The organism is Nonomuraea sp. NPDC004702, assembly GCF_053601695.1.
This window is the reverse complement of record NZ_JBSGCE010000004.1, coordinates 20253-39084: the sequence shown is the minus strand read 5'-3', so window position 1 is coordinate 39084 and position 18832 is coordinate 20253. Positions and strand designations below refer to the sequence as shown.

At 74.8% G+C, this 18832-nt stretch carries 17 protein-coding genes; 15 read left to right on the top strand and 2 right to left on the bottom strand.

What is annotated here, in order from left to right; translation table 11 throughout:
* The first annotated feature begins 14 nt into the window (after window positions 1-14).
* From ACWEJ6_RS07200 to ACWEJ6_RS07180, 5 genes are all read left to right on the top strand, one after another.
* The gene (locus ACWEJ6_RS07200) at window positions 15-1271 is read left to right on the top strand and encodes a phenylacetate--CoA ligase family protein (protein WP_449926694.1); all 1257 of its coding nucleotides are present in this window, start codon (window positions 15-17) and stop codon (window positions 1269-1271) included.
* A 179-nt stretch (window positions 1272-1450) separates the two neighbouring features.
* On the top strand, window positions 1451-3325 hold the full coding sequence (locus tag ACWEJ6_RS07195; protein WP_452422041.1) for a hypothetical protein: 1875 nt from the start codon (window positions 1451-1453) through the stop codon (window positions 3323-3325).
* Window positions 3309-4772 (top strand): hypothetical protein, encoded by a 1464-nt coding sequence (locus ACWEJ6_RS07190; RefSeq protein ID WP_452422039.1) that lies wholly within the window; start codon window positions 3309-3311, stop codon window positions 4770-4772. Before ACWEJ6_RS07195 ends, ACWEJ6_RS07190 begins: the two co-directional genes overlap by 17 nt.
* A gap of 9 nt (window positions 4773-4781) precedes the next feature.
* Entirely contained in the window at window positions 4782-4904 is a 123-nt protein-coding gene (locus ACWEJ6_RS07185; RefSeq protein ID WP_352324370.1) for a putative leader peptide, read from the top strand.
* Window positions 4905-4984: 80 nt separating this feature from the next.
* Complete coding sequence (locus tag ACWEJ6_RS07180; RefSeq protein WP_452422037.1) at window positions 4985-5944, top strand: TauD/TfdA dioxygenase family protein; 960 nt, start codon at window positions 4985-4987, stop codon at window positions 5942-5944.
* 89 nt (window positions 5945-6033) lie between these two features.
* Here the strand turns inward: ACWEJ6_RS07180 and ACWEJ6_RS07175 are convergent, their stop codons facing one another.
* A complete protein-coding gene (locus ACWEJ6_RS07175) occupies window positions 6034-7161 on the bottom strand; it encodes an acyltransferase family protein (protein WP_452422035.1) in 1128 nt (375 codons plus the stop codon).
* Window positions 7162-7258: 97 nt separating this feature from the next.
* On the bottom strand, window positions 7259-7459 hold the full coding sequence (locus ACWEJ6_RS07170) for a hypothetical protein (RefSeq protein WP_352329981.1): 201 nt from the start codon (window positions 7457-7459) through the stop codon (window positions 7259-7261).
* Between the two features lie 204 nt (window positions 7460-7663).
* On the opposite strand from ACWEJ6_RS07170, the gene ACWEJ6_RS07165 reads away from it, so the two are divergent.
* The 10 genes from ACWEJ6_RS07165 (at window position 7664) to ACWEJ6_RS07120 (ending at window position 18764) form a co-directional block, all read left to right on the top strand.
* A complete protein-coding gene (locus tag ACWEJ6_RS07165; protein ID WP_452422032.1) occupies window positions 7664-8983 on the top strand; it encodes an aminopeptidase P family protein in 1320 nt (439 codons plus the stop codon).
* A gap of 62 nt (window positions 8984-9045) precedes the next feature.
* A complete protein-coding gene (locus ACWEJ6_RS07160) occupies window positions 9046-9951 on the top strand; it encodes a dihydrodipicolinate synthase family protein (RefSeq protein ID WP_358292699.1) in 906 nt (301 codons plus the stop codon).
* On the top strand, window positions 9948-10949 hold the full coding sequence (locus ACWEJ6_RS07155) for a proline racemase family protein (RefSeq protein WP_452422030.1): 1002 nt from the start codon (window positions 9948-9950) through the stop codon (window positions 10947-10949). Before ACWEJ6_RS07160 ends, ACWEJ6_RS07155 begins: the two co-directional genes overlap by 4 nt.
* Before the next feature lie 31 nt (window positions 10950-10980).
* Complete coding sequence (locus ACWEJ6_RS07150) at window positions 10981-12225, top strand: NAD(P)/FAD-dependent oxidoreductase (RefSeq protein WP_452422028.1); 1245 nt, start codon at window positions 10981-10983, stop codon at window positions 12223-12225.
* Window positions 12222-12500 (top strand): (2Fe-2S)-binding protein, encoded by a 279-nt coding sequence (locus ACWEJ6_RS07145; RefSeq protein ID WP_352352748.1) that lies wholly within the window; start codon window positions 12222-12224, stop codon window positions 12498-12500. Before ACWEJ6_RS07150 ends, ACWEJ6_RS07145 begins: the two co-directional genes overlap by 4 nt.
* A complete protein-coding gene (locus tag ACWEJ6_RS07140; RefSeq protein WP_452422026.1) occupies window positions 12493-13989 on the top strand; it encodes an FAD/NAD(P)-dependent oxidoreductase in 1497 nt (498 codons plus the stop codon). Before ACWEJ6_RS07145 ends, ACWEJ6_RS07140 begins: the two co-directional genes overlap by 8 nt.
* Entirely contained in the window at window positions 13982-15496 is a 1515-nt protein-coding gene (locus ACWEJ6_RS07135; protein WP_452422024.1) for an aldehyde dehydrogenase (NADP(+)), read from the top strand. The genes ACWEJ6_RS07140 and ACWEJ6_RS07135 overlap by 8 nt, the downstream gene beginning before the upstream one ends.
* Before the next feature lie 45 nt (window positions 15497-15541).
* Window positions 15542-16678: a phosphotriesterase family protein gene (locus ACWEJ6_RS07130; RefSeq protein WP_452422022.1), complete on the top strand. Its 1137-nt coding sequence runs from the start codon at window positions 15542-15544 to the stop codon at window positions 16676-16678.
* Complete coding sequence (locus tag ACWEJ6_RS07125) at window positions 16675-17745, top strand: phosphotriesterase family protein (RefSeq protein WP_452422020.1); 1071 nt, start codon at window positions 16675-16677, stop codon at window positions 17743-17745. Before ACWEJ6_RS07130 ends, ACWEJ6_RS07125 begins: the two co-directional genes overlap by 4 nt.
* A 56-nt stretch (window positions 17746-17801) precedes the next feature.
* Window positions 17802-18764, top strand: a complete 963-nt coding sequence (locus ACWEJ6_RS07120; RefSeq protein ID WP_452422018.1) for an alpha/beta hydrolase — start codon at window positions 17802-17804, stop codon at window positions 18762-18764.
* Window positions 18765-18832 lie beyond the last annotated feature (68 nt).

The window sequence follows — 18832 nt, the reverse complement described above, 5'->3', positions numbered from 1 at the left end:
CCAAGGAGTGACACATGCCCGCCAAGTCCCTGCGTGACCTGATCGACTTCGCCCGCCGGCACTCGCCGTTCTACGCCGAGCTCTACCGGGACCTGCCCGACGGCGTGGACGACCTCACCGCGCTGCCGATCATCGACCAGAACGCCTTCTGGGCCGCCAACACCTACCCGGACAACAGGCTGCTGACCGGCCCCCTGACCGACGCCGGCGTCTACGCCTCCGGCGGCACCACCGGGGCGCCCAAGTTCTCCCCCTGGACGCGCTCCGAGCACGCCGACTCGGTGACCGCGTTCGGCGCCGGCATGGTGCAGGCGGGCCTGCGGCCCGGACACCGGGTGGCGAACCTGTTCTCCGCCGGCGAGATGTACGGCGGCTTCCTCTACATCGAGCACGCCCTGCACAACGCCCCCGTGGAGAACGTGCGCCTGCCCATCGCCTGCCACGCCGAGGACGGCTACATCGCCGACCTGATCGAGCTGTTCGGCGTGCACGTGCTGGCGGGGCCGCCGATGAAGCTCGGCAAGGTGGCCGAGGCGGTGATCGCGCGCGGGCGCGGCGCGGACACCGTGGAACTGCTGCTGTTCGCCGGCGACCTGCTCTTCGACGACCTGCGTCCGCAGCTCGCCAAGGCCTTCCCCGGCGCGGCGATCGCCTCGCTCGGCTACGCCTCCGTGGACGCCGGGCTGATCGGCGGCCCCGTGGCGGGCGCGGACGTGCGGGTGCACGCGGCGTTCCCCGACCGCACCCTGGTGGAGCTGCTGGACGAGGTGACCGGCGACCCGGTCACCACGCCCGGCGTGCGCGGGCGGGTGGTCGTCACCAACCTGTTCAGGACGCTGATGCCGGTCATCCGCTACCCGGTCGGCGACCTGGGGGAGTGGACCGACGCGGAATGCCGGGCCTTCCGGCTGGTCGGCAGGACGTCGGAGGGGGCCAGGGTGGAGACGGTGGCGATGTCCAGCGAGGCCGTCCGGGCCGTGCTGGTCGCCGCCGACCCGGACCGGGCGATGTCGGCGATGCAGATGGTCCAGCGCCGCTGGGACGGCAAGGACGGCCTGCTGCTCCGGCTGGCCAGCACGCAGGAGCCGCCGCCCGGCCTGACCCAGCGGCTCGTGGACGCCGTGTACGCGGCCAAGCCGCTCTACCCGAAGTCCGTGGCCGAGGGGCTGGTGCACCCGCTGACCGTCGAATGGGTGCGGCCGTCCGAGCTGGTGACGCACCCGCGTACCGGCAAGGTGCTGCAGGTGGTGGACGAGCGCCCGCACCCCTGACTCCGGCCGGAGCCTCCGGCGCCGGCCGGAGGCTCCGGATTCATCCGGATTTTTCCGTCGCCGCCCGGTACCTCGTTTCTATGATGGAAACGAGCGTCCGCGGGGCGATGCTCACCCAGAGCTCACCCAGGGCTCACTCGGGCACGCACCGGCTGACGACGACCAAGCAGGTTGCTGCGATGGCGGATTCGTTCAACGACGCGCACCTTCGCCTGGTGACGAAGGAGTGCCTCCCGCTCGGGAGCGGCGACCGGCTCCCGGTCATCGTGCTGCTCGGCCCCGACGGCACCGACCGCGAGGTGTGCCTGACCCGCGTCTGGAGGAGCGTCACCAGGCCCGAGTCGCCCCGGGTGCGGGTGGACTTCCGGCTGCCGGGGCTGCGCGACGCGCCGGTGGTCAAGACCGTCGAGCGCATCGCCCACGACCTGATGGAGACCTCCAGCGTCCGGCTGCCCCGGGTGGTCTTCGCGCTGCACGTGCTGGCCCTGGACCCGCGGGACCGCTCCGACAACGAGCTGGCCGGCGAACTGGACGACCTCGTGGACGGCGGCGACCCCGAGCGGCTGTCCGACGCCCTGTCCCTGCTGCGCGACCTGCTCGGCCGCATCCCGGGGGCCGAGCCGCTGGCCGCGCTCACCTCGGTGCTCCAGTACGCCGCGCGGGGCCAGCGCCGCCGCGTGGTCAGGCTGCTCAACGACAAGGGCAGGACGTGGCTGGCCGCCCAGATGGCCAACGGCAACGTGATCGACCTGGCCAGGCGGCGGGACGGCCACGGCGGCGACCCGTCCGGGTCCGCCGGGGCGATCCTGTGCCGGGCCCTCGTCGCCGACCTCACCGACTCCTGGTCCAAGAGCCACCGCCACGCCCGCAGCTGCCTGCTGCTGCTGGAGGGGGCCGAGACCGCGGCGGGCCGCGCGCTGCTCAGGGCGCTCGGCCCGGCCAAGGGCGCCGACCCGCTGCTGGTGGTGGCGGAGTCGAAGGAGTGGCTGCCGATGGGCGGCTCGTGGGCGCGCCCGGGCACGGTCGTGCCCGGCGCGGCCCACCCGCCCACGCTGGCGGAGGCGAGCTACCGCGACTGGCGGGCCGGCTACGACGCCCGGGAGCAGCCGTGGTGGTACCCCGTGCTGATGCCGCCGCTGGAGGCCGACAGGTCGCGCGCCTACGCCTCGGCCGTCCGGGAGCTGACCGGCGGCCATCCGGCCGTGACCCGGCGCCTGGGCAGGCTCGCCGCCACGGCCCAGGACGACGACGCCTTCCGCGCCGTCGTGTGCCGCGAGGACCTGCTGCGCTGGCCCGACCGGCTGCACCTGGCCCACCTGGACGAGCTCACCGACTGGGCGGCGGCCAGGAACGTGGACGACGCCGAGAGCGCCCTGCTCAAGCGGGCCGGCCGGACGCCGAACCTGCGCAACGAGCTGGCCGACCTGCTCTGGCTCGACCGCCGGGCGGAGGAGAGGGACCCGCACGGCCGCTACGAGGGCGCGCGCGGCCCCCAGGTCACCGTGATCCACCCGTGGCTGCGGCGGCTGCTGCTGCACCGGCTCGCCGTCACCGGCCGCTGGGACGACGTGCACGGGGACCTGGAACGTTTCCACCTCGGCCCCGGCGGCGAGGAGAACCCGCGCAGCCTGCACCACCGCCTGGCCCGCGTCGGCCGGGACGACCCCGAAGGCCATCTGACCCACGTCGCCGATCACCTGCACCGGCTCTTCGACCGGCTCGACGTGCGCGAGGACGGCCGCAGCCGCCTGCCGGAATGGCTGGCCGGCTTCAACGAGGTGACCACCGCCCCCAACCGGCTGCCGCTGGTCACCCCTCTGGACGAGCTGTACGACTCGCTGGTGGCGACCGCCGTCCCGCACGAGCGCGGGGACTGGCTCGTCGTGGTCAGGGCCCTGGTCGTGGACCGCTGGTTCTGGCTCGACCCGCTGCTCGACCCGTCCGGGAGCCGGGCCGAGCAGGTGGCGCGCGGGCTGCGGGACCTGGCCAGGCGGTCGGCCACCAGTCCGGCGATCTTGTTACGGGAGGCCGACAGGTATGAGCGACGACGGTGACCTCGGCGCGGCCGGGGCGGGCGATCCGGCGCCGGCGGAGGTCGGCGCGAAGTGGGCGGCGGGCCGGCGCAACCGCGTCCTGCTGCGCAGGGCGCTGGCGGGGGTGCTCGTCGTGGCGGCCGTCGTCGTCCTCGGGCTCTACGTCAGGACGTCGCGGCTCACCGACGACAGCGACGCCTTCGGCCCCGACCTGGCCCCGGTCATGAGCCGCATCGCCGCCGAGAACGCCGCGGTGGAGAAGGAGCACCCGGACGACTTTGTGACCGTCGTCGCGATGTTCCCGATGACCGGCTCCCTCACCGACATCGCCCTGAACCGGGAGAGCATCAGGCACGGCCTGGAGGGCATCCACCTCGCGCAGGTGTGGCGCAACCGGCAGCCGTCCTCGCCGCCGTACGTGCGGGTGCTGGTCGCCAGCGACGGGCCGCAGGACTGGGAGGCGACGGTCGAGGCCGTCCGGGACCGGACCGCCCAGGAGCACATCGTGGCCGTGACCGGGCTGGGCGCCAGCACCGGCGCGACCCGCAGGACGGTCGCGAGCCTGAGCGCGAGCCGGTACGCGATGGTCTCGGCGGTCATCACCTCCGACGAGCTCACCGGCTTCCCCGGCCTGGCCCGCGTCGCGGCCCTGAACAGCGAGCAGGCCCAGGCCGGGGTGGTGCACGCCAGGAAGGTCAACCCCGGGCTCAAGGCGGTCGTGATCAAAGACCTCAACCCGGCCGACAGCTACGTCAAGACCCTCGCCCGGTTCTACACCGGCTCGCTGGCCGGCCGGGAACGCGTGATGGAGCTGTCCTACGACTCCTCGACCAGGTTCTCCGGCACCGTGCTCGACGTCATCGCCGAGCGCGTCTGCAACTCGGGCGCGAACACCGTCCTGTACGCCGGGCGCAGCGAGCAGCTGCCCGCGCTGATGCAGGCGCTCAGCCAGCGCGAGCGGTGCGTCCGGCCCGGCGTCACCGTGATCACCGGCGACGACGCCAGCGAGATGAACCGCAAGGTCGACCTCGGCATGTGGGGGGACACCCGGATCCGGCTCTTCTACACGGCCCTGGCCCACCCGGCGAGCCTCGCGCTGCCCGGCGGCGGGGTGCTCACGGCGATCCGGGCCAGGTTCGAGGGCGACGACCCCGACAGCTTCCGGCGCATGTTCCCGCACGAGAGCCTCGACGACGGCATGGCCATCATGCACCACGACGCCATGTTCGTGGCCCTGGAGACGGCCAAGGCGTTCGCCCGGGAGCCGGACGTGCCCTCGCCGCAGGACATGGCGAACATGCTGACCAGCGGCACGGTGTCGGTCGAGGGCGCCAGCGGCCCGATCAGGATCGTCGAGGGCGGCGCCCGCCAGACCAAGGAGATCCCGATCCTCCAGCTCAACCCGGACGGCACCTCGGCGTACTCGGGCCGGGTCACGGTGACGGACGGCGGCCCCGGCCGGAGCTGACCGCCTTTCATGTATTACCTATTGCTTTTGTGGGAAATTTCGCGCAGGATCAGAGGCGTGAAGAGCCTCCTGGTGGCCCGCCTCCACGTCGACCTCCGGCGGCAGGCGAGCGCGCTCTGTGCCGTGCGGTGACCTCCGGGTCCCCGCTCTCCTCGGACGCCCGAGCGTCCTTCCCCCAGACCTTCCCCGAAGCTCAGAGGAGTGGCCCCACCATGTCGACATCCACCAGCGTGCTCACCGTCCGGCGGGTCGCCGGGCACATCGGCGCCGAGATCACCGGCGTCGATCTGGCCCACCCGCTCGATCCGTCCGTGGTCGAGGAGATCCGCCAGGCGCTGCTCGCGTACAAAGTCGTGTTCTTCCGCGGGCAGGAGCTCGACCACGCCGCGCAGATCGCCTTCGCCCGCCAGTTCGGCGAGCTGACCCACGCCCACCCGCACGAGGACGCGCCGCCCGAGGAGTTCCCGCAGATCCTGACCATCGACCCCCGCCGGTACGAGAAGCGTTACGGCGTCAACTACCGCGAGCTCTACCAGCGCAGGCGCTACTCCTACTTCTCCGGCTGGCACACCGACGTCACCGCCGCCGTCAACCCGCCCGCCGCCTCGATCCTGCGGGCCGAGACCGTGCCGGAGTTCGGCGGCGACACCCAGTGGACGAACCTGGTGGCCGCCTACGAGGGCCTGTCCGCGCCGCTGCGCGACCTGGTGGACGGCCTGCGCGCCGAACACCGCTTCCTGGCCGGCTACCAGGCCGCCGAGGAGGACGGCAAGCTGGTCAAGCGCATCAACGACAACCTGCTGATCTCCGTGCACCCGGTGGTGCGGGTGCATCCGGAGACCGGTGAGCGGGCGTTGTTCGTCAACCCCGGCTTCACCGACCACATCGTGGGCCTGTCGGCCGTGGAGAGCCGCCGCATCCTCGACCTGCTGTACGAGCAGCTCACCCGGCCCGAGTACACCGTGCGGTTCCGCTGGCAGCCCGGCAGCGTCGCCTTCTGGGACAACCGCGCCACCGCCCACCTCGCCCCGTCCGACCTCGACCACCTCGACGTGCCGCGCAGGCTGCACCGGGTCACGCTGATCGGCGACCGTCCCGTCGGACCCGACGGGTTCGTCTCGGAGATCGTGGCCGGAAGGGAGTTCAGGGCGCAGTCACTCGTGGTCGCCTGACGGCGGCGGCCACCTCCGCGAGCGGGACCCGCTCGCGGCACCGGACGCGCGGGCGGGGGCTGGGGGGTGCCCGCCCGCGACGCCGGTCCCTACTTCTGGACGGCTGTGCGCGACCTGCTCAGCCGGCGGCCGAGCCGCTGGGCCGGGGCCTCGATCACGTGGTACGTCACCAGGCACAGCGGGATCAGGACCAGGTAGTACAGCACCAGGTTCGGCAGCAGGCGCAGCAGCAGGGGATGCAGCAGGTAGACGGAGAAGCTGATCACGCCGAGCCGGGTCAGCACGCGCGGGAACGCCCTGTGGCGCAGCGCCAGCCCCACCCCGAACACCGCGAACGCGAGCACGAGCGCGGGCGCCCATCCCGGGTCGTCCTTGGCGGGGACGCCGCAGGCCACCACCGCCAGGCAGGCGAGCCCGGCGGTCCGCCAGGAGATCACGCCCTGCTCGGCGCGGTGCACCGCGGTCCCGGCGAACATGGCGGCCAGGATGATCACGCCCTGCCAGGTGCCGGCCCGGCTGCCCAGGACCACCAGCGCCAGCCCGAGCAGCCCGCCCGCCGCGGCGGCCGCCGTACGGGCCCGGCCGTCCCCGAGGACGGTGACCGCGATCGCCGCCACGACCGCGAGGACGAGCAGCGCGGCGGTCAGGTCGGCCCCGCCGTTGATCGACGCGCCCGGCAGCAGCAGCCCCGCCGGCACGGCCAGCGCCGCCAGCGCGACGGCGATCCCCGCCGACCTGCGGGCCTGGCCGGTCGCGAACAGCGCCACGCTGATCAGGTAGAACGCCATCTCGTACGACAGCGTCCAGGTCACGCCGATGACGGGCGGCAGGTTGACCAGCTCCTGCAGCATCGTCAGGTTGCCGAGCGCGACCAGGGGCGCGGGACGTTCGCCGAGGCGCGGATCCAGCGGGACCAGGCCCGCGAGGGCGAGCAGGAACGCCAGGCCGAGGGCGGCGAGCAGCAGCGGCAGCAGGCGGAAGGCCCGCCCGGTCCAGAAGGCGCGCAGGTCGCCGCGCCGTTCCAGGGACGCCGGGATGATGTAGCCGCTGACCAGGAAGAACACGAAGACGCCCCACGTGCCGAGGTCGATCCTGCGGTCCACGACCGCCCACGCGGCGGGGACGAAGGACCAGCCCGCGTGGTGCGCGGTGACGGCCAGCGCGGCGGGCCCCCGCAGGGCGTCCAGCCAGGCCAGCCGGGCGGAGGCGGGGGACATCTGTCGGATTCTAGGCCATTTGCGACAGAACCCTCCCTGACCGGACGGCCGCCCGGACCGCGGCCGGCTTCACGCGTCCCAGGCCGGATCGCCGCGCTCAGCGGGACGGCGAACGCCGCAGGCGCAGGCCGATCACCACGACGGCGACGCCCACCAGCAGGACCACCGGCCCGATGACCGCCCAGGCGGTGTCGCCGGTCATCACGCTGCCGCCCACCACGCCCAGTCCCTGGAGCGCCCAGAGCCCGCCCACCAGGGCCAGCAGCACGCCGACGACGATGAGGATCCAAGAGGTCATCGTTCTTCCCGTCTCTCGTCCCGCCGCGCTCGTTCCGCCGCGGGGGCTCCGTGTGCGTGATGATCGCGTGGCTTCCGCAGAGTAACCGAGCCTTTGTCACGATATGCGGATTTTTCTGGTTACCTCTTGGCGGCGGCTTCCTGTCGTCCTAGTGTTCAGTGCAATGCCACACATTACTGAGCCCTATGGAAGGAGTGATCCCCGGTGCGTGACGGCAGGCCCCCGAGGCTGTCCGAGATCCCCGCGTTCGCCGCGTACATGAACACCGGCTGGGGCACCCCCGACCGCACGCCGCGCGTGGTGCCCGGCGCGGCCGAGGCCGCCGCCGCCCACCGGGCGCGGCTGGCCGAGGCGCTGCCCGGCCGGAGAGTCGTGCTGGCCGCGGGGCAGGCCCCGATCCGCAGCAACGACATGGCCTACGACTTCCGCGCCGGCAGCGACTTCGTCTGGCTGACCGGCTGCCAGATCGAGAACGCCGTCGTCGTGCTGGAGGGCGCCGAGGCCACCCTCTACGTGCCGCCGCCCGCCGGCCCCGGCGACCCGGCGTTCTTCACCGACTCCAGGTACGGCGAGCTGTGGGTGGGCGCCGCGCCCGGCCTGGACGACTGGGCGAAGGCGCTGGGCGTCCCGGTCAAGCCGCTGGCCGAGCTGACCACCGAGGTGACGGACGACCAGGAGGCCGCCCGGGTCCTCGCCGAGCTGCGCATGTACAAGGACGACTGGGAGCTCGGCCAGCTGCGCGAGGCGGTGGACCGCACCGTCGAGGGGTTCGCCGCCGTCGTCCGCGAGATCCCCGTCGCCGTGGCCGGGCGCGGTGAGCGGTGGCTCCAGGGCACCTTCGACCGGTACGCCCGCGCCTACGGCAACGGCCCCGGCTACCCCTCCATCGTGGGCTCCGGCCCGCACGCGCCCACCCTGCACTGGGTGCGCTGCGACGGCCCGGTCACCCCCGGCGAGCTGCTCCTGCTCGACCTCGGCGTCGAGGCGGAGAGCTGCTACACCGCCGACGTCACCCGCACCTTCCCCGTCTCCGGCCGCTTCACCCCGGCCCAGCGGCAGGTGCACGACCTGGTCGAACGGGCCCACCGGGCCGCGCTCGCCGCCGTCGCCCCCGGCCGCCGCTTCAGCGACTTCCACCACGCCGCCATGGAGGTCGTCGCGCACGGCCTGGCCGACTGGGGCCTGCTGCCGGTCTCGGTGGACGAGGCGCTGTCCGACGCCGGCCAGCACCACCGCCGCTACCTGGTCTGCGGCGTCGGCCACCACCTCGGCCTGGACGTGCACGACTGCGGCCGGGCGAGCCAGGAGTCCTACCAGGACGCCGTCATGGCCCCCGGCATGGCGCTCACCGTGGAGCCCGGCCTGTACTTCCACCCGCACGACCTCACCGTCCCGCCGGAGCTGCGCGGGATCGGCGTCCGGATCGAGGACGACCTGGTGGTCACCGAGCAGGGCGCCGACGTGTTGTCGGCCGCGCTGCCCCTGGACGCCGACGGCCTGGAGAAGTGGATGGCCGCCGGGTAGGTAGTGGCTGTGACATTGCACCGCATAATCTCTCGAATATCCCCATGTGAGGAGACCTCAGCATGACCACCTCCGCCACGCCGTGGCGCGGCATCCACGTCGCGACGGCCCTGCCCTTCGCCGACGACCTCTCCGTGGACTACGACGGGTTCGCCGAGCACGTGCGCTTCCTGGCCGAAGGCGGCTGTGACGGTGTGACGCCCAACGGCTCGCTGGGCGAGTACCAGACGCTCACGCCGCAGGAGCGGGCCCGCGTCGTCGAGACGGCCGTCCAGGCCGCGCCGCCCGGGTTCGGCGTCATGCCGGGCGTGGCCGCGTACGGCTCCATGGAGGCCCGCCGGTGGGCCGAGCAGGCCGCCGAGGCGGGGGCCACGTCCGTGCTGCTGCTGCCGCCGAACGCCTACCGGGCCCCGCGCGAGGCCGTCGTCGCCCACTACCGGGAGGTCGCCAAGGCCGGGCTGCCGGTCGTGGCCTACAACAACCCGTTCGACACCAAGGTCGACCTGACCCCCGCCCTGCTGGCCGAGCTGTACCACGAGGGCCTGATCGTCGGCGTCAAGGAGTTCACCGGGGACGTGCGCAGGGCGTACGAGATCGCCGAGCTGGCGCCGGAGCTGGACCTGCTCATCGGGGCCGACGACGTGCTGCTGGAGCTGGGCCTGGCCGGGGCCGTCGGCTGGATCGCCGGGTACCCGAACATGATCCCGCAGTCCACGACCCGCCTGTACCGGCTGGCCACCTCGGGCGACCCCGCCGACCTGCCCGAGGCGCTGCGCGTCTACCGCGACCTGCACCCGCTGCTGCGCTGGGACTCCAAGCCCGAGTTCGTGCAGTCGATCAAGCTGTCCATGGACCTGGCCGGGCGCAGGGGCGGCGCCTGCCGTCCGCCGCGCCTGCCGCTCGCGCCCGAGCTGGTCGCCCGCATCACCGCCGACACCGAGGCCGTCCTGGAAAAGGGCTACAAGTGAGATCACGTCGCACCTTCCACGCCGTCGACTCCCACACCGAGGGCATGCCCACCCGCGTGATCGTCGGCGGCGTCGGCGCCATCCCGGGGGCGACCATGGCCGAGCGCCGGCTGTGGTTCATGGAGAACAGCGACGACGTGCGCACGCTGCTCATGTACGAGCCGCGCGGCCACGCCGCGATGAGCGGGGCGATCCTCCAGCCGCCCACCCGGCCCGACGCCGACTACGGCGTGCTGTTCATCGAGGTCTCCGGACTGCTGCCGATGTGCGGCCACGGCACGATCGGCGTGGCGACCGTCCTGGTGGAGACCGGGATGGTGCCCGTGGTCGAGCCGGTCACCACGATCCGGCTCGACACGCCGGCCGGGCTCGTGGTGGCGTCCGTGGCGGTCGAGGACGGCGCGGCGACCTCGGTGACCATCCAGAACGTGCCCTCGTTCGCGTACGCGCTGGACCGCAAGGTCGAGGTGCCCGGCTTCGGGGAGATCGGCTACGACCTGGCCTTCGGCGGCAACTTCTACGCCTTCGTCGAACTGGCCGAGCTGGGACTGCCCTTCGACCGGGCCCGCGCCGGCGACCTGCTGTCGGCCGGGCTCGCGATCATGGACGCCGTCAACGAGCAGGACCGCCCGGTCCACCCCGAGCGGCCCGACATCAACGGCTGCCACCACGTCTACCTGGCCGCCCCCGGCTCGACGGCGCAGCTGTCCAGGCACGCCATGGCCATCCACCCCGGCTGGTTCGACCGTTCGCCGTGCGGCACCGGCACCAGCGCCCGCATGGCCCAGTTCCACGCCAGGGGCGAGCTGGCCCTCGGCGACGACTTCGTCAACGAGTCGTTCATCGGCACCCGCTTCACCGGGCGGCTGCTCGGCGAGACCACGGTCGGCCCGCTGCCCGCCGTGCTGCCGTCGATCACCGGCCGCGCCTGGGTCACCGGCACCTCGCAGTTCCACCTCGACCCGACCGATCCCTTCCCGGCGGGGTTCCTGCTGTGAGCCGCCGGGCGGGCGGCGCGAAGGGCATGCCGTGAGCGCCGACCTCGTCGTGGTCGGCGCCGGCGTGGTGGGCGCGGCCGGCGCGTACTTCGCCGCGCTGGCCGGGCTGCGCGTGGTGGTCGTCGAGCGCGGCGCCATCGCCGGGGGCACCTCCAGCGCGGGCGAGGGCAACCTGCTCGTGTCCGACAAGGAGGCCGGGCCCGAGCTGGACCTCGCGCTCTACTCGCAGCGGGTGTGGCGCGAGGACCTGACCGAGCACGCCGGGCTGTGGGAGTTCGAGGCCAAGGGCGGGCTGGTCGTCGCGGCGTCCGGGCCCGGCCTGGCCTCGCTGCGCGAGCTGGGCGAGCACCAGCGCCGCCACGGCGTCGAGGTGCGCGACGTGGCGGCGGAGGAACTGCGCGACTACGAGCCGCACCTCGCGCCCGGACTCGCCGGAGCCGCCTTCTACCCCCAGGACGCCCAGGTCCAGCCCATGCTGGTGGTCGCCCACCTGCTGCGGCTGGCCCGCGCGCACGGCGCCGAGGTGCGCACCGGCACCGGCGTCACCGGCTTCCTGCGCGACGGGCGCCGCGTGACCGGCGTGCGCACCACGGCCGGCGACCTGCCCGCCGGGGCGGTGCTCAACGCGACCGGCACGTGGGCCGGCGACGTCGCCGCCCTGGCCGGGGTGCACGTGCCCGTCCTGCCCAGGCGCGGGTTCGTGCTGGTCACCCAGCCCATGCCGCCCCGGACGATCCGCCACAAGGTCTACGCCGCCGAGTACGTCGGGGACGTGGCCAGCTCCGACGCCGCCCTGCAGACCTCGCCCGTCGTGGAGGGCACCGGCAGCGGCACGATCCTCATCGGCGCCTCCCGGGAGCGCGTCGGCTTCGACCGCACGTTCTCCCCGCGGGCGGCCGGCGCGCTGGCGGCCAAGGCGATCGCGCTGTTCCCGATGTTGCGGGACGTCCGGGCCATGCGCACGTACCTGGGCTTCCGGCCGTACTGCCCGGACCATCTGCCGGTGATCGGGCCCGACCCGCGCGCGCCCGGCTTGTGGCACGCCTGCGGGCACGAGGGCGCGGGCATCGGACTGTCCGCGGGCACCGGCAAGCTCGTCGCCCAGGCGCTCACCGGCCGCACCCCGGACCTCGACCTCAAGCCGTTCGCCCCCGACCGCTTCCCCACCCCCGACCGCTTCCCCGCCCCCGACCGCTTCCCCGCCCCCGACCGCTTCCCCGCCCCCGACCGCTTTCCCGGCACCGGGCCCGCGATGACCGAGGAGGGGCCCCGATGACCCACCAGATGACCTTCCGCGGCGCGAGCGTCCCCGCCGAGCCCGGCCAGAGCGTCGGGGCCGCCCTGGTCGCGGCCGGCATCCTCGACTGGCGCACCACCCGCGGCGCCGGCCGGCCGCGCGGCCTGTTCTGCGGCATCGGCGTCTGCTTCGACTGCCTCATCACCGTCGACGGCGTCCCGGACCTGCGCGCCTGCCTGGTCCCGGCGCGCGACGGCATGCGGCTCGGCGACGACGCCCCGGCGGACGGCGAGCAGGGAGGTCGTCATGAGTGAGACGCACGACGTCGCCGTGGTCGGCGCGGGCCCGGCGGGGCTGGCCGCCGCCGTCGAGGCCGCCGAGGCCGGGCTGGACGTGGCCCTCGTGGACGGCGCCCGCCAGCCGGGCGGCCAGTACTGGCGGCACTACGACGAACGCCACGCCCGCCCCGAGGACGCCGCCGGGCACCACGACTGGCCGGTCTTCACCCGGCTGCGCGACCGGCTGCGCGCCCTGACCGCCGCCGGACGGGTCCGCTACCTGCCCGGCCACCAGGTCTGGCTGGCGACCCGCGACGGCGCGGGCACGTTCACGCTGCGCACGACGCCCACCGTTCCCGAGGAGGGGGCGTCCGGCACGACGGTGACCGCCCGCGCGCTGATCCTGTGCCCCGGCGGCTACGACCGGCAGTTGCCCGTCCCCGGCTGGGACCTGCCCGGCGTGATGGCCGCCGGGGGAGTGCAGGCCCTGCTCAAGGGGCAGCGCACGCTCGCGGGCCGCCGCGCGGTCGTCGCCGGGACCGGGCCGTTCCTGCTGCCGGTCGCCACCGGCCTGGCCGCGGCCGGGGCCAGGGTGGCGGCGGTCGCCGAGGCCAACGCCACGCTCGGCTGGCTGCGCGACCTGCGCGGCGCCGCGTCCGTGCCGGCCAAGGGGCTGGAGGCTCTCCAGTATGCCGCGCTGATGGCCCGCCACCGCGTGCCGTACCGCACCGGAACCGTGGTCACCGAGATCCTGGGCGAGGACCGGGTCGAGGCCGTCCGGCTGGCCCGGCTCGGCCGCGACGGCCGCCCGGCCGGGCCGGTCCGCGAGATCCCCGCCGACCTCGTCGCGCTCGGCTGGGGGTTCACGCCGTCCCTCGAACTGCCGCTCATGCTCGGCGCCGACACCAGGAAGGACGTCGACGGCTCGCTGGTCGTGACCGTGGACGCCTTCCAGCGCACCGGCGTCCCCGGCCTGTACGTCGCGGGCGAGGCGACCGGCGTCGGCGGCGCCGTCCTGGCCCGGCAGGAGGGCCGGCTGAGCGCCCTCGCCCTGGCCCGTACGCTGGGCCGCCGGGCCGACCCGGCGCTCATGGGCGGGTTGCGCCGGTCGATCGCCCGCGGGCGGCGCTTCGCCGCGGCCATGCACCGGACCTACCCCGTGCCGCGCGCCTGGACGTCCTGGCTGCGGGACGAGACGCTGGTCTGCCGCTGCGAGGAGGTCTCCTACGGCGACCTGCGCCGCGCCCACGACGAGCTGGGCGCGGGCGACCCGCGCACGCTGAAGATGCTGGCCAGGCCGGGCATGGGCTGGTGCCAGGGACGGGTGTGCGGGTTCGCCACCGCCGGCGTCGCGGCCTGCCTGAGCCGCCGCGAGAGCACGGCCGGCGACCTGCGCCCGCTGTCCACCCGGAGCCTGGCGGCCCCGGTGTCCCTGGGCGAGCTGGCCGCGCTCGCCGACGAAGACCCTGACGCCCCAGCCGAAACCCCTGACGAAGACCACGAAAGAGGACGAGACCGTGAGTGACGTGCTGAGCGTCGACCCGCGTACCGGACAGACCCGCGAGCGCGTCGCGGCGGAGTCGACGCCGCGGGACGTGGACCGCGCCGTGCGCGCCGCTGCCGCCGCCGCCCCCGCCCTGGCCGACCGGTCCGTACGCGCCGACCTGCTGCGTACCGCCGCCGCGCTGCTGGAGGAGGGCGGCGAGGAGATCATCGCGACCGCCGACGCGGAGACCGCGCTCGGCCGGGTCCGCCTCATCGGCGAGCTGGCCCGCACCTGCTACCAGCTGCGGGCCTTCGCCGACATGGCCGAGTCGGGCGCCTTCCTGGACGTGATCATCGACCACGCCGACCCGGCCGCCCGCCCGGCCCCCCGTCCCGACCTGCGGCGCTACAAGGTGCCGCTGGGCGTGGTCGCGGTGTTCGCGGCGAGCAACTTCCCGCTGGCCTTCAGCGTGCCGGGCGGCGACACCGCCAGCGCGCTGGCCGCCGGGTGCCCGGTCGTCGTCAAGGCGCATCCGGACCATCCGGCGACCAGCGTCCTGACCGCCCGCGCGCTGCGCGCCGCCGCGGAGAAGGCCGGTCTGCCGGCCGACGTCGTGGGCCTGGTCCACGGCTTCGCGGCGGGCCCGGAGCTGGTCCGGCACCCGCTGACCGCCGCCGTCGGCTTCACCGGCTCGGTACGCGGCGGGCGGGCGCTGCACGACCTGGCCGCCGCCCGTCCGCGGCCGATCCCGTTCCACGGCGAGCTGGGCAGCCTCAACCCGGTCGTGGTGACCGAGCGGGCCGCCGCGACCAGGGCGGCCGAGATCGGCGCGGGCCTGGCCGCCTCCTACACCCAGGGACTCGGCCAGTTCTGCGTCAAGCCGGGCCTGGTCCTGCTGCCCGCGGGCCCGGCGGGCGACGCGGTGCTCGACGCCGTGGTCACGGCCGCCGTGCCCGCCGGACCGCTGCTCGACCCGCGCATGCGGGCGGCCTTCCTGGACGGCGTGCGCTCCCGCGCCCAGCTGCCCGGGGTCACGCAGGCGCTGGCCGCGGGCGAGGACGACGCCGCGCCGCTGGCCGTCCGGCCGGGCGTGCTGACCGTGGCGGCCGAGCGGCTCGCGGACGGCGACGCCCACGCCGAGCTGCTGGAGGAGTGCTTCGGACCGGTCACCGTCGTGGCCCGGTACGGCTCGGAGTCCGAGCGGGACGCCGTGCTCGACGCGCTGCCCGGCAACCTCACCGCGACCGCGCACCTGGCGGCCGACGAGCGCGAGGGCGCGGCGGCCGGCCTGGTGGCCAGGCTCGCCGGGCTGGCCGGGCGGGTCGTCGTGGACGGCTGGCCCACGGGCGTGTCGGTCGCGCCCGCGATGCAGCACGGCGGGCCGTACCCCGCCTCGACCAGCACCTCGACCTCGGTCGGCGGCACCGCGATCGAGCGCTGGCTGCGCCCGGTGTGCTTCCAGGACACCCCCGACCCCCTTCTGCCGCCGGAGCTGCGCGAGGCCAACCCGCTCGGCGTCCCCCGGACGGTGGACGGAGTCGCCTGACGCTTTTATCTACACTTGTAGACGCTCTGGGGCTATATTGCTCGTGTGTCCACCACCGATGCCACGGTCGTGGCCGTCACCGGCGAGGTCCCAGCGGCCTCGCTGGGCGCGGTCCTGCCGCACGAGCACCTGCTGAGCGACTTCGCCCCGCCCGACGACACGCCCGAGTCCTGGGCGCGTACCGGCCGCACCCGTCCCACGGCGGCCGGCGCCCTGTGGCTCTACCGCGCGCCGCTGACGATGGACCTGCTCGGCGAGGTCGGCATGGGCGCCGTCAACCGGGACGACCTGCTGCTCGGCGACGCGGGCCTGGCCGCCGCCGAGCTGGCCGCGTTCCGGGAGGCCGGCGGCGGCACGGTGGTGGACCTGACGACCGACGGGCTCGGCCGCGACCCGGCCGGGCTGCGCCGGCTCGCCGAAGAGACCGGCGTGACCGTCGTCATGGGCTGCGGCCGTCACCACCCCACCCGGACCGCCATCCCCGCCGCCCGGGACGCCGCCGCACCGACCTCGGCCCGGGACGCCGCCGCGCCGACCTCGGCCCGGGGCGCCGCCGCACCGGCTGAGGAGTTGACCGAGGAGCTGGTCCGCGACCTCACCGAGGGCGTGCGCGGCGTGCGGGCCGGCATCATCGGCGAGCTGGCCGCGCTCGACCCCGGCGTGCCCGCCGAGCGCGCGCTCCTGGTCGCCGCGGCCCGCGCGGCGGCGGCCACCGGCGCCGCCGTCTCACTGGCCCGCAACGAGGACCCGGCCGTCCAGCAGCGCGTCCTCGACCTGCTCGCCGAGGAGGGCGCGGACCTCACGCGAGTGGCCGTCGGGCACTGCGACGCGCTCTCCCCGCGGCCCGACGACCTCGAACCGCTGCTCGGGCGCGGCGTCTTCGTGCAGTTCGACCAGCTCGGCAGGCTGCCCACCGCGCTCAGCGTCTCCGACGACCAGGACGTCGCCGCGGCCGTGCTCGAACTCGCCCGCCGCGGCCACGCCGGACGCCTCCTGCTGTCGCAGGGCGTACGGGCCAAGTCCCAGCTCCTCGCCTACGGCGGCGGCGGTTATGCCTTCGTCCTGCGGCAGTTCGTGCCGTACCTGAGGATGCTCGGAGCCGACGACGAGCTGATCGAGACCCTCACCGTGCGCAACCCGAGGCGGCTGCTCACGCTCCGGACCGAGGAGGCGGGCTCGTGAGCCGCTACCCCTTCCCCATCCCCGACCTGGCCGGGCAGGCGCTCACCGTCGCCGGCCCGGTGGACCCGGCGCTGCTCGGGCAGACGTCCATGCACGAGCACATCTTCATCGACCTGCGCAGGCCCGCCCGGTCCCGCCGGCCCGGCGAGGACGCGCCGGCGGCGGCCGAGCCGCTCACCCTGGCCAACCTCGCCCGCACCCGCCACGGCGGGCCGAACGCCGACAACGACCTGCTGGGCGACTTCGACGAGATGCTCGCCGAGACCCTCGCCTTCGCCCACAGCGGCGGGCGCACCATGGTCGAGGTCTCGCCCATCGGCCTCGGCCGCGACCCCGAGGCGCTGCTGCGGCTGTCCCGGGCCAGCGGGATGCACATCGTCATGGGCGGCGGCTGGTACACCCCGGCGTTCCACCCGGCCGACATGTCCGAGCGCACCGTGGACGAGCTGGCCGACGTCATCGTGCGCGACGTCGTGCTGGGGGCGGACGGCACCGGCGTGCGCGCGGGCATCATCGGCGAGGTCGGCGCGGAGTCGGTGCCGCTGACCGGCGGCGAGCTCAAGAGCGTACGGGCCGCCGGGCGGGCCGCCCGCGTCACCGGCGCGCCCGTCACCTTCCACGTCGGCGGCGTCGGCGAGGAGAAGTTCCGGGTGCTCGACATCCTCCAGGAGGAGGGCGTCGCCCCCGGTAACGTCGTCCTGGGCCACTGCACGGACGTCCTGTCCGGCCCGGAGTTCGCCGAGCGGCTGCTGGCCCGCGGCGTCTTCGTCGAGTTCGACTTCCTGGCCGCGCCGGGCAGCCCGTGGGGGCACCTGGTCCTGGGCAGCGACCACAAGGTGCTGCGCGGCATCGCCGACCTGGTCGAGCGCGGGTACGCGGGCCAGATCGTGCTCGGCCACGACGTGTGCCAGAAGATCCAGCTCAAGCGGTACGGCGGCAAGGGCTACGACTACATCCCGCGGCACTTCCTGCCCGCCCTGCGCCGCCTCGGCGTCAGCTCCGAGGCCATCCACATGATCATGGTCGAGAACCCGGCACGGGCGCTCGCCTTCGCAGAACCGCAGTGACCAGGAGAACCATGCCCCCCACCCCCGTGCCTCCGACTCCCGTGCCCCCCGTCCCCGTGCCTTTCGACCCGGAGCTGGCCGTGGTCCTGGACGGCATGCCCCGGCCGGACGGCCCCGCCCCCACCCTGGAGACCGTCCCGCTGATGCGCGCCGCCGGGGCGGCCATGCCCATGCCGCCGGTCGCCGAGGTGATCGGCGACCGCGAGATCGACGCCGAGGAGCTGCTCGTCCCCGGCCCGGCCGGCGCGCCGGACCTGGAGGTCACGGTGCTGCGCCCGCGCCGCCTGCGGGCCCCGGTCCCCGGGCTGTACAACATCCACGGCGGCGGCATGATCACCGGCCATCGGGCCATGGACACGCCGCGCCTGGTCGCGCTCGTCGAGGAGCTGGGCGTCGTCGCCGTCAACGTCGAGTACCGCCTGGCCCCTGAGCACCCCCACCCGGCGCCGGTCGAGGACTGCTACGCCGGGCTGGCCTGGATGTCGCGGCACGCCGCCGAGCTCGGCGTGGATCCCGGGCGGGTGGTGGTCATGGGCGGCAGCGCCGGCGGCGGCCTGGCGGCCGGGGTCGCCCTGCTGGCCCGCGACCGCGGCGGCCCGCGCCTGGCCGGCCAGCTCCTGCTGTGCCCGATGCTGGACGACCGCAACACCACCGTCTCCAGCCACCAGTACGACGGCCTCGGCACCTGGCCGCGCGCCCTGAACCTGCTGGGCTGGCGGGCACTGCTCGGCGAGCGGGCCGGCGACCCGGACGCCGACGTCCCCTGTCACGCGGCCCCGGCGCGGGCGGCGGACCTGTCGGGGCTGCCGCCCGCGTTCGTCGAGGCGGGGGCCGCCGAGCTGTTCCGTGACGAGGACGTCGCGTACGCCACGCGGATCTGGGCGGCCGGCGGGCAGGCCGAGCTGCACATCTGGAACGGCGCCTTCCACGGGTTCGACATCTTCGCACCGGACCACGAGATCACCCGCGCCGCCCTCGCCACCCGCCTCTCCTGGCTCCACCGCATCCTCACCCCCTGACCCTGCGCCGTCCCCCGCGTCGCGCGGAAGGCGTCCGGGGTGGGGGAGGGTGAGGTGCCCACGGCCCT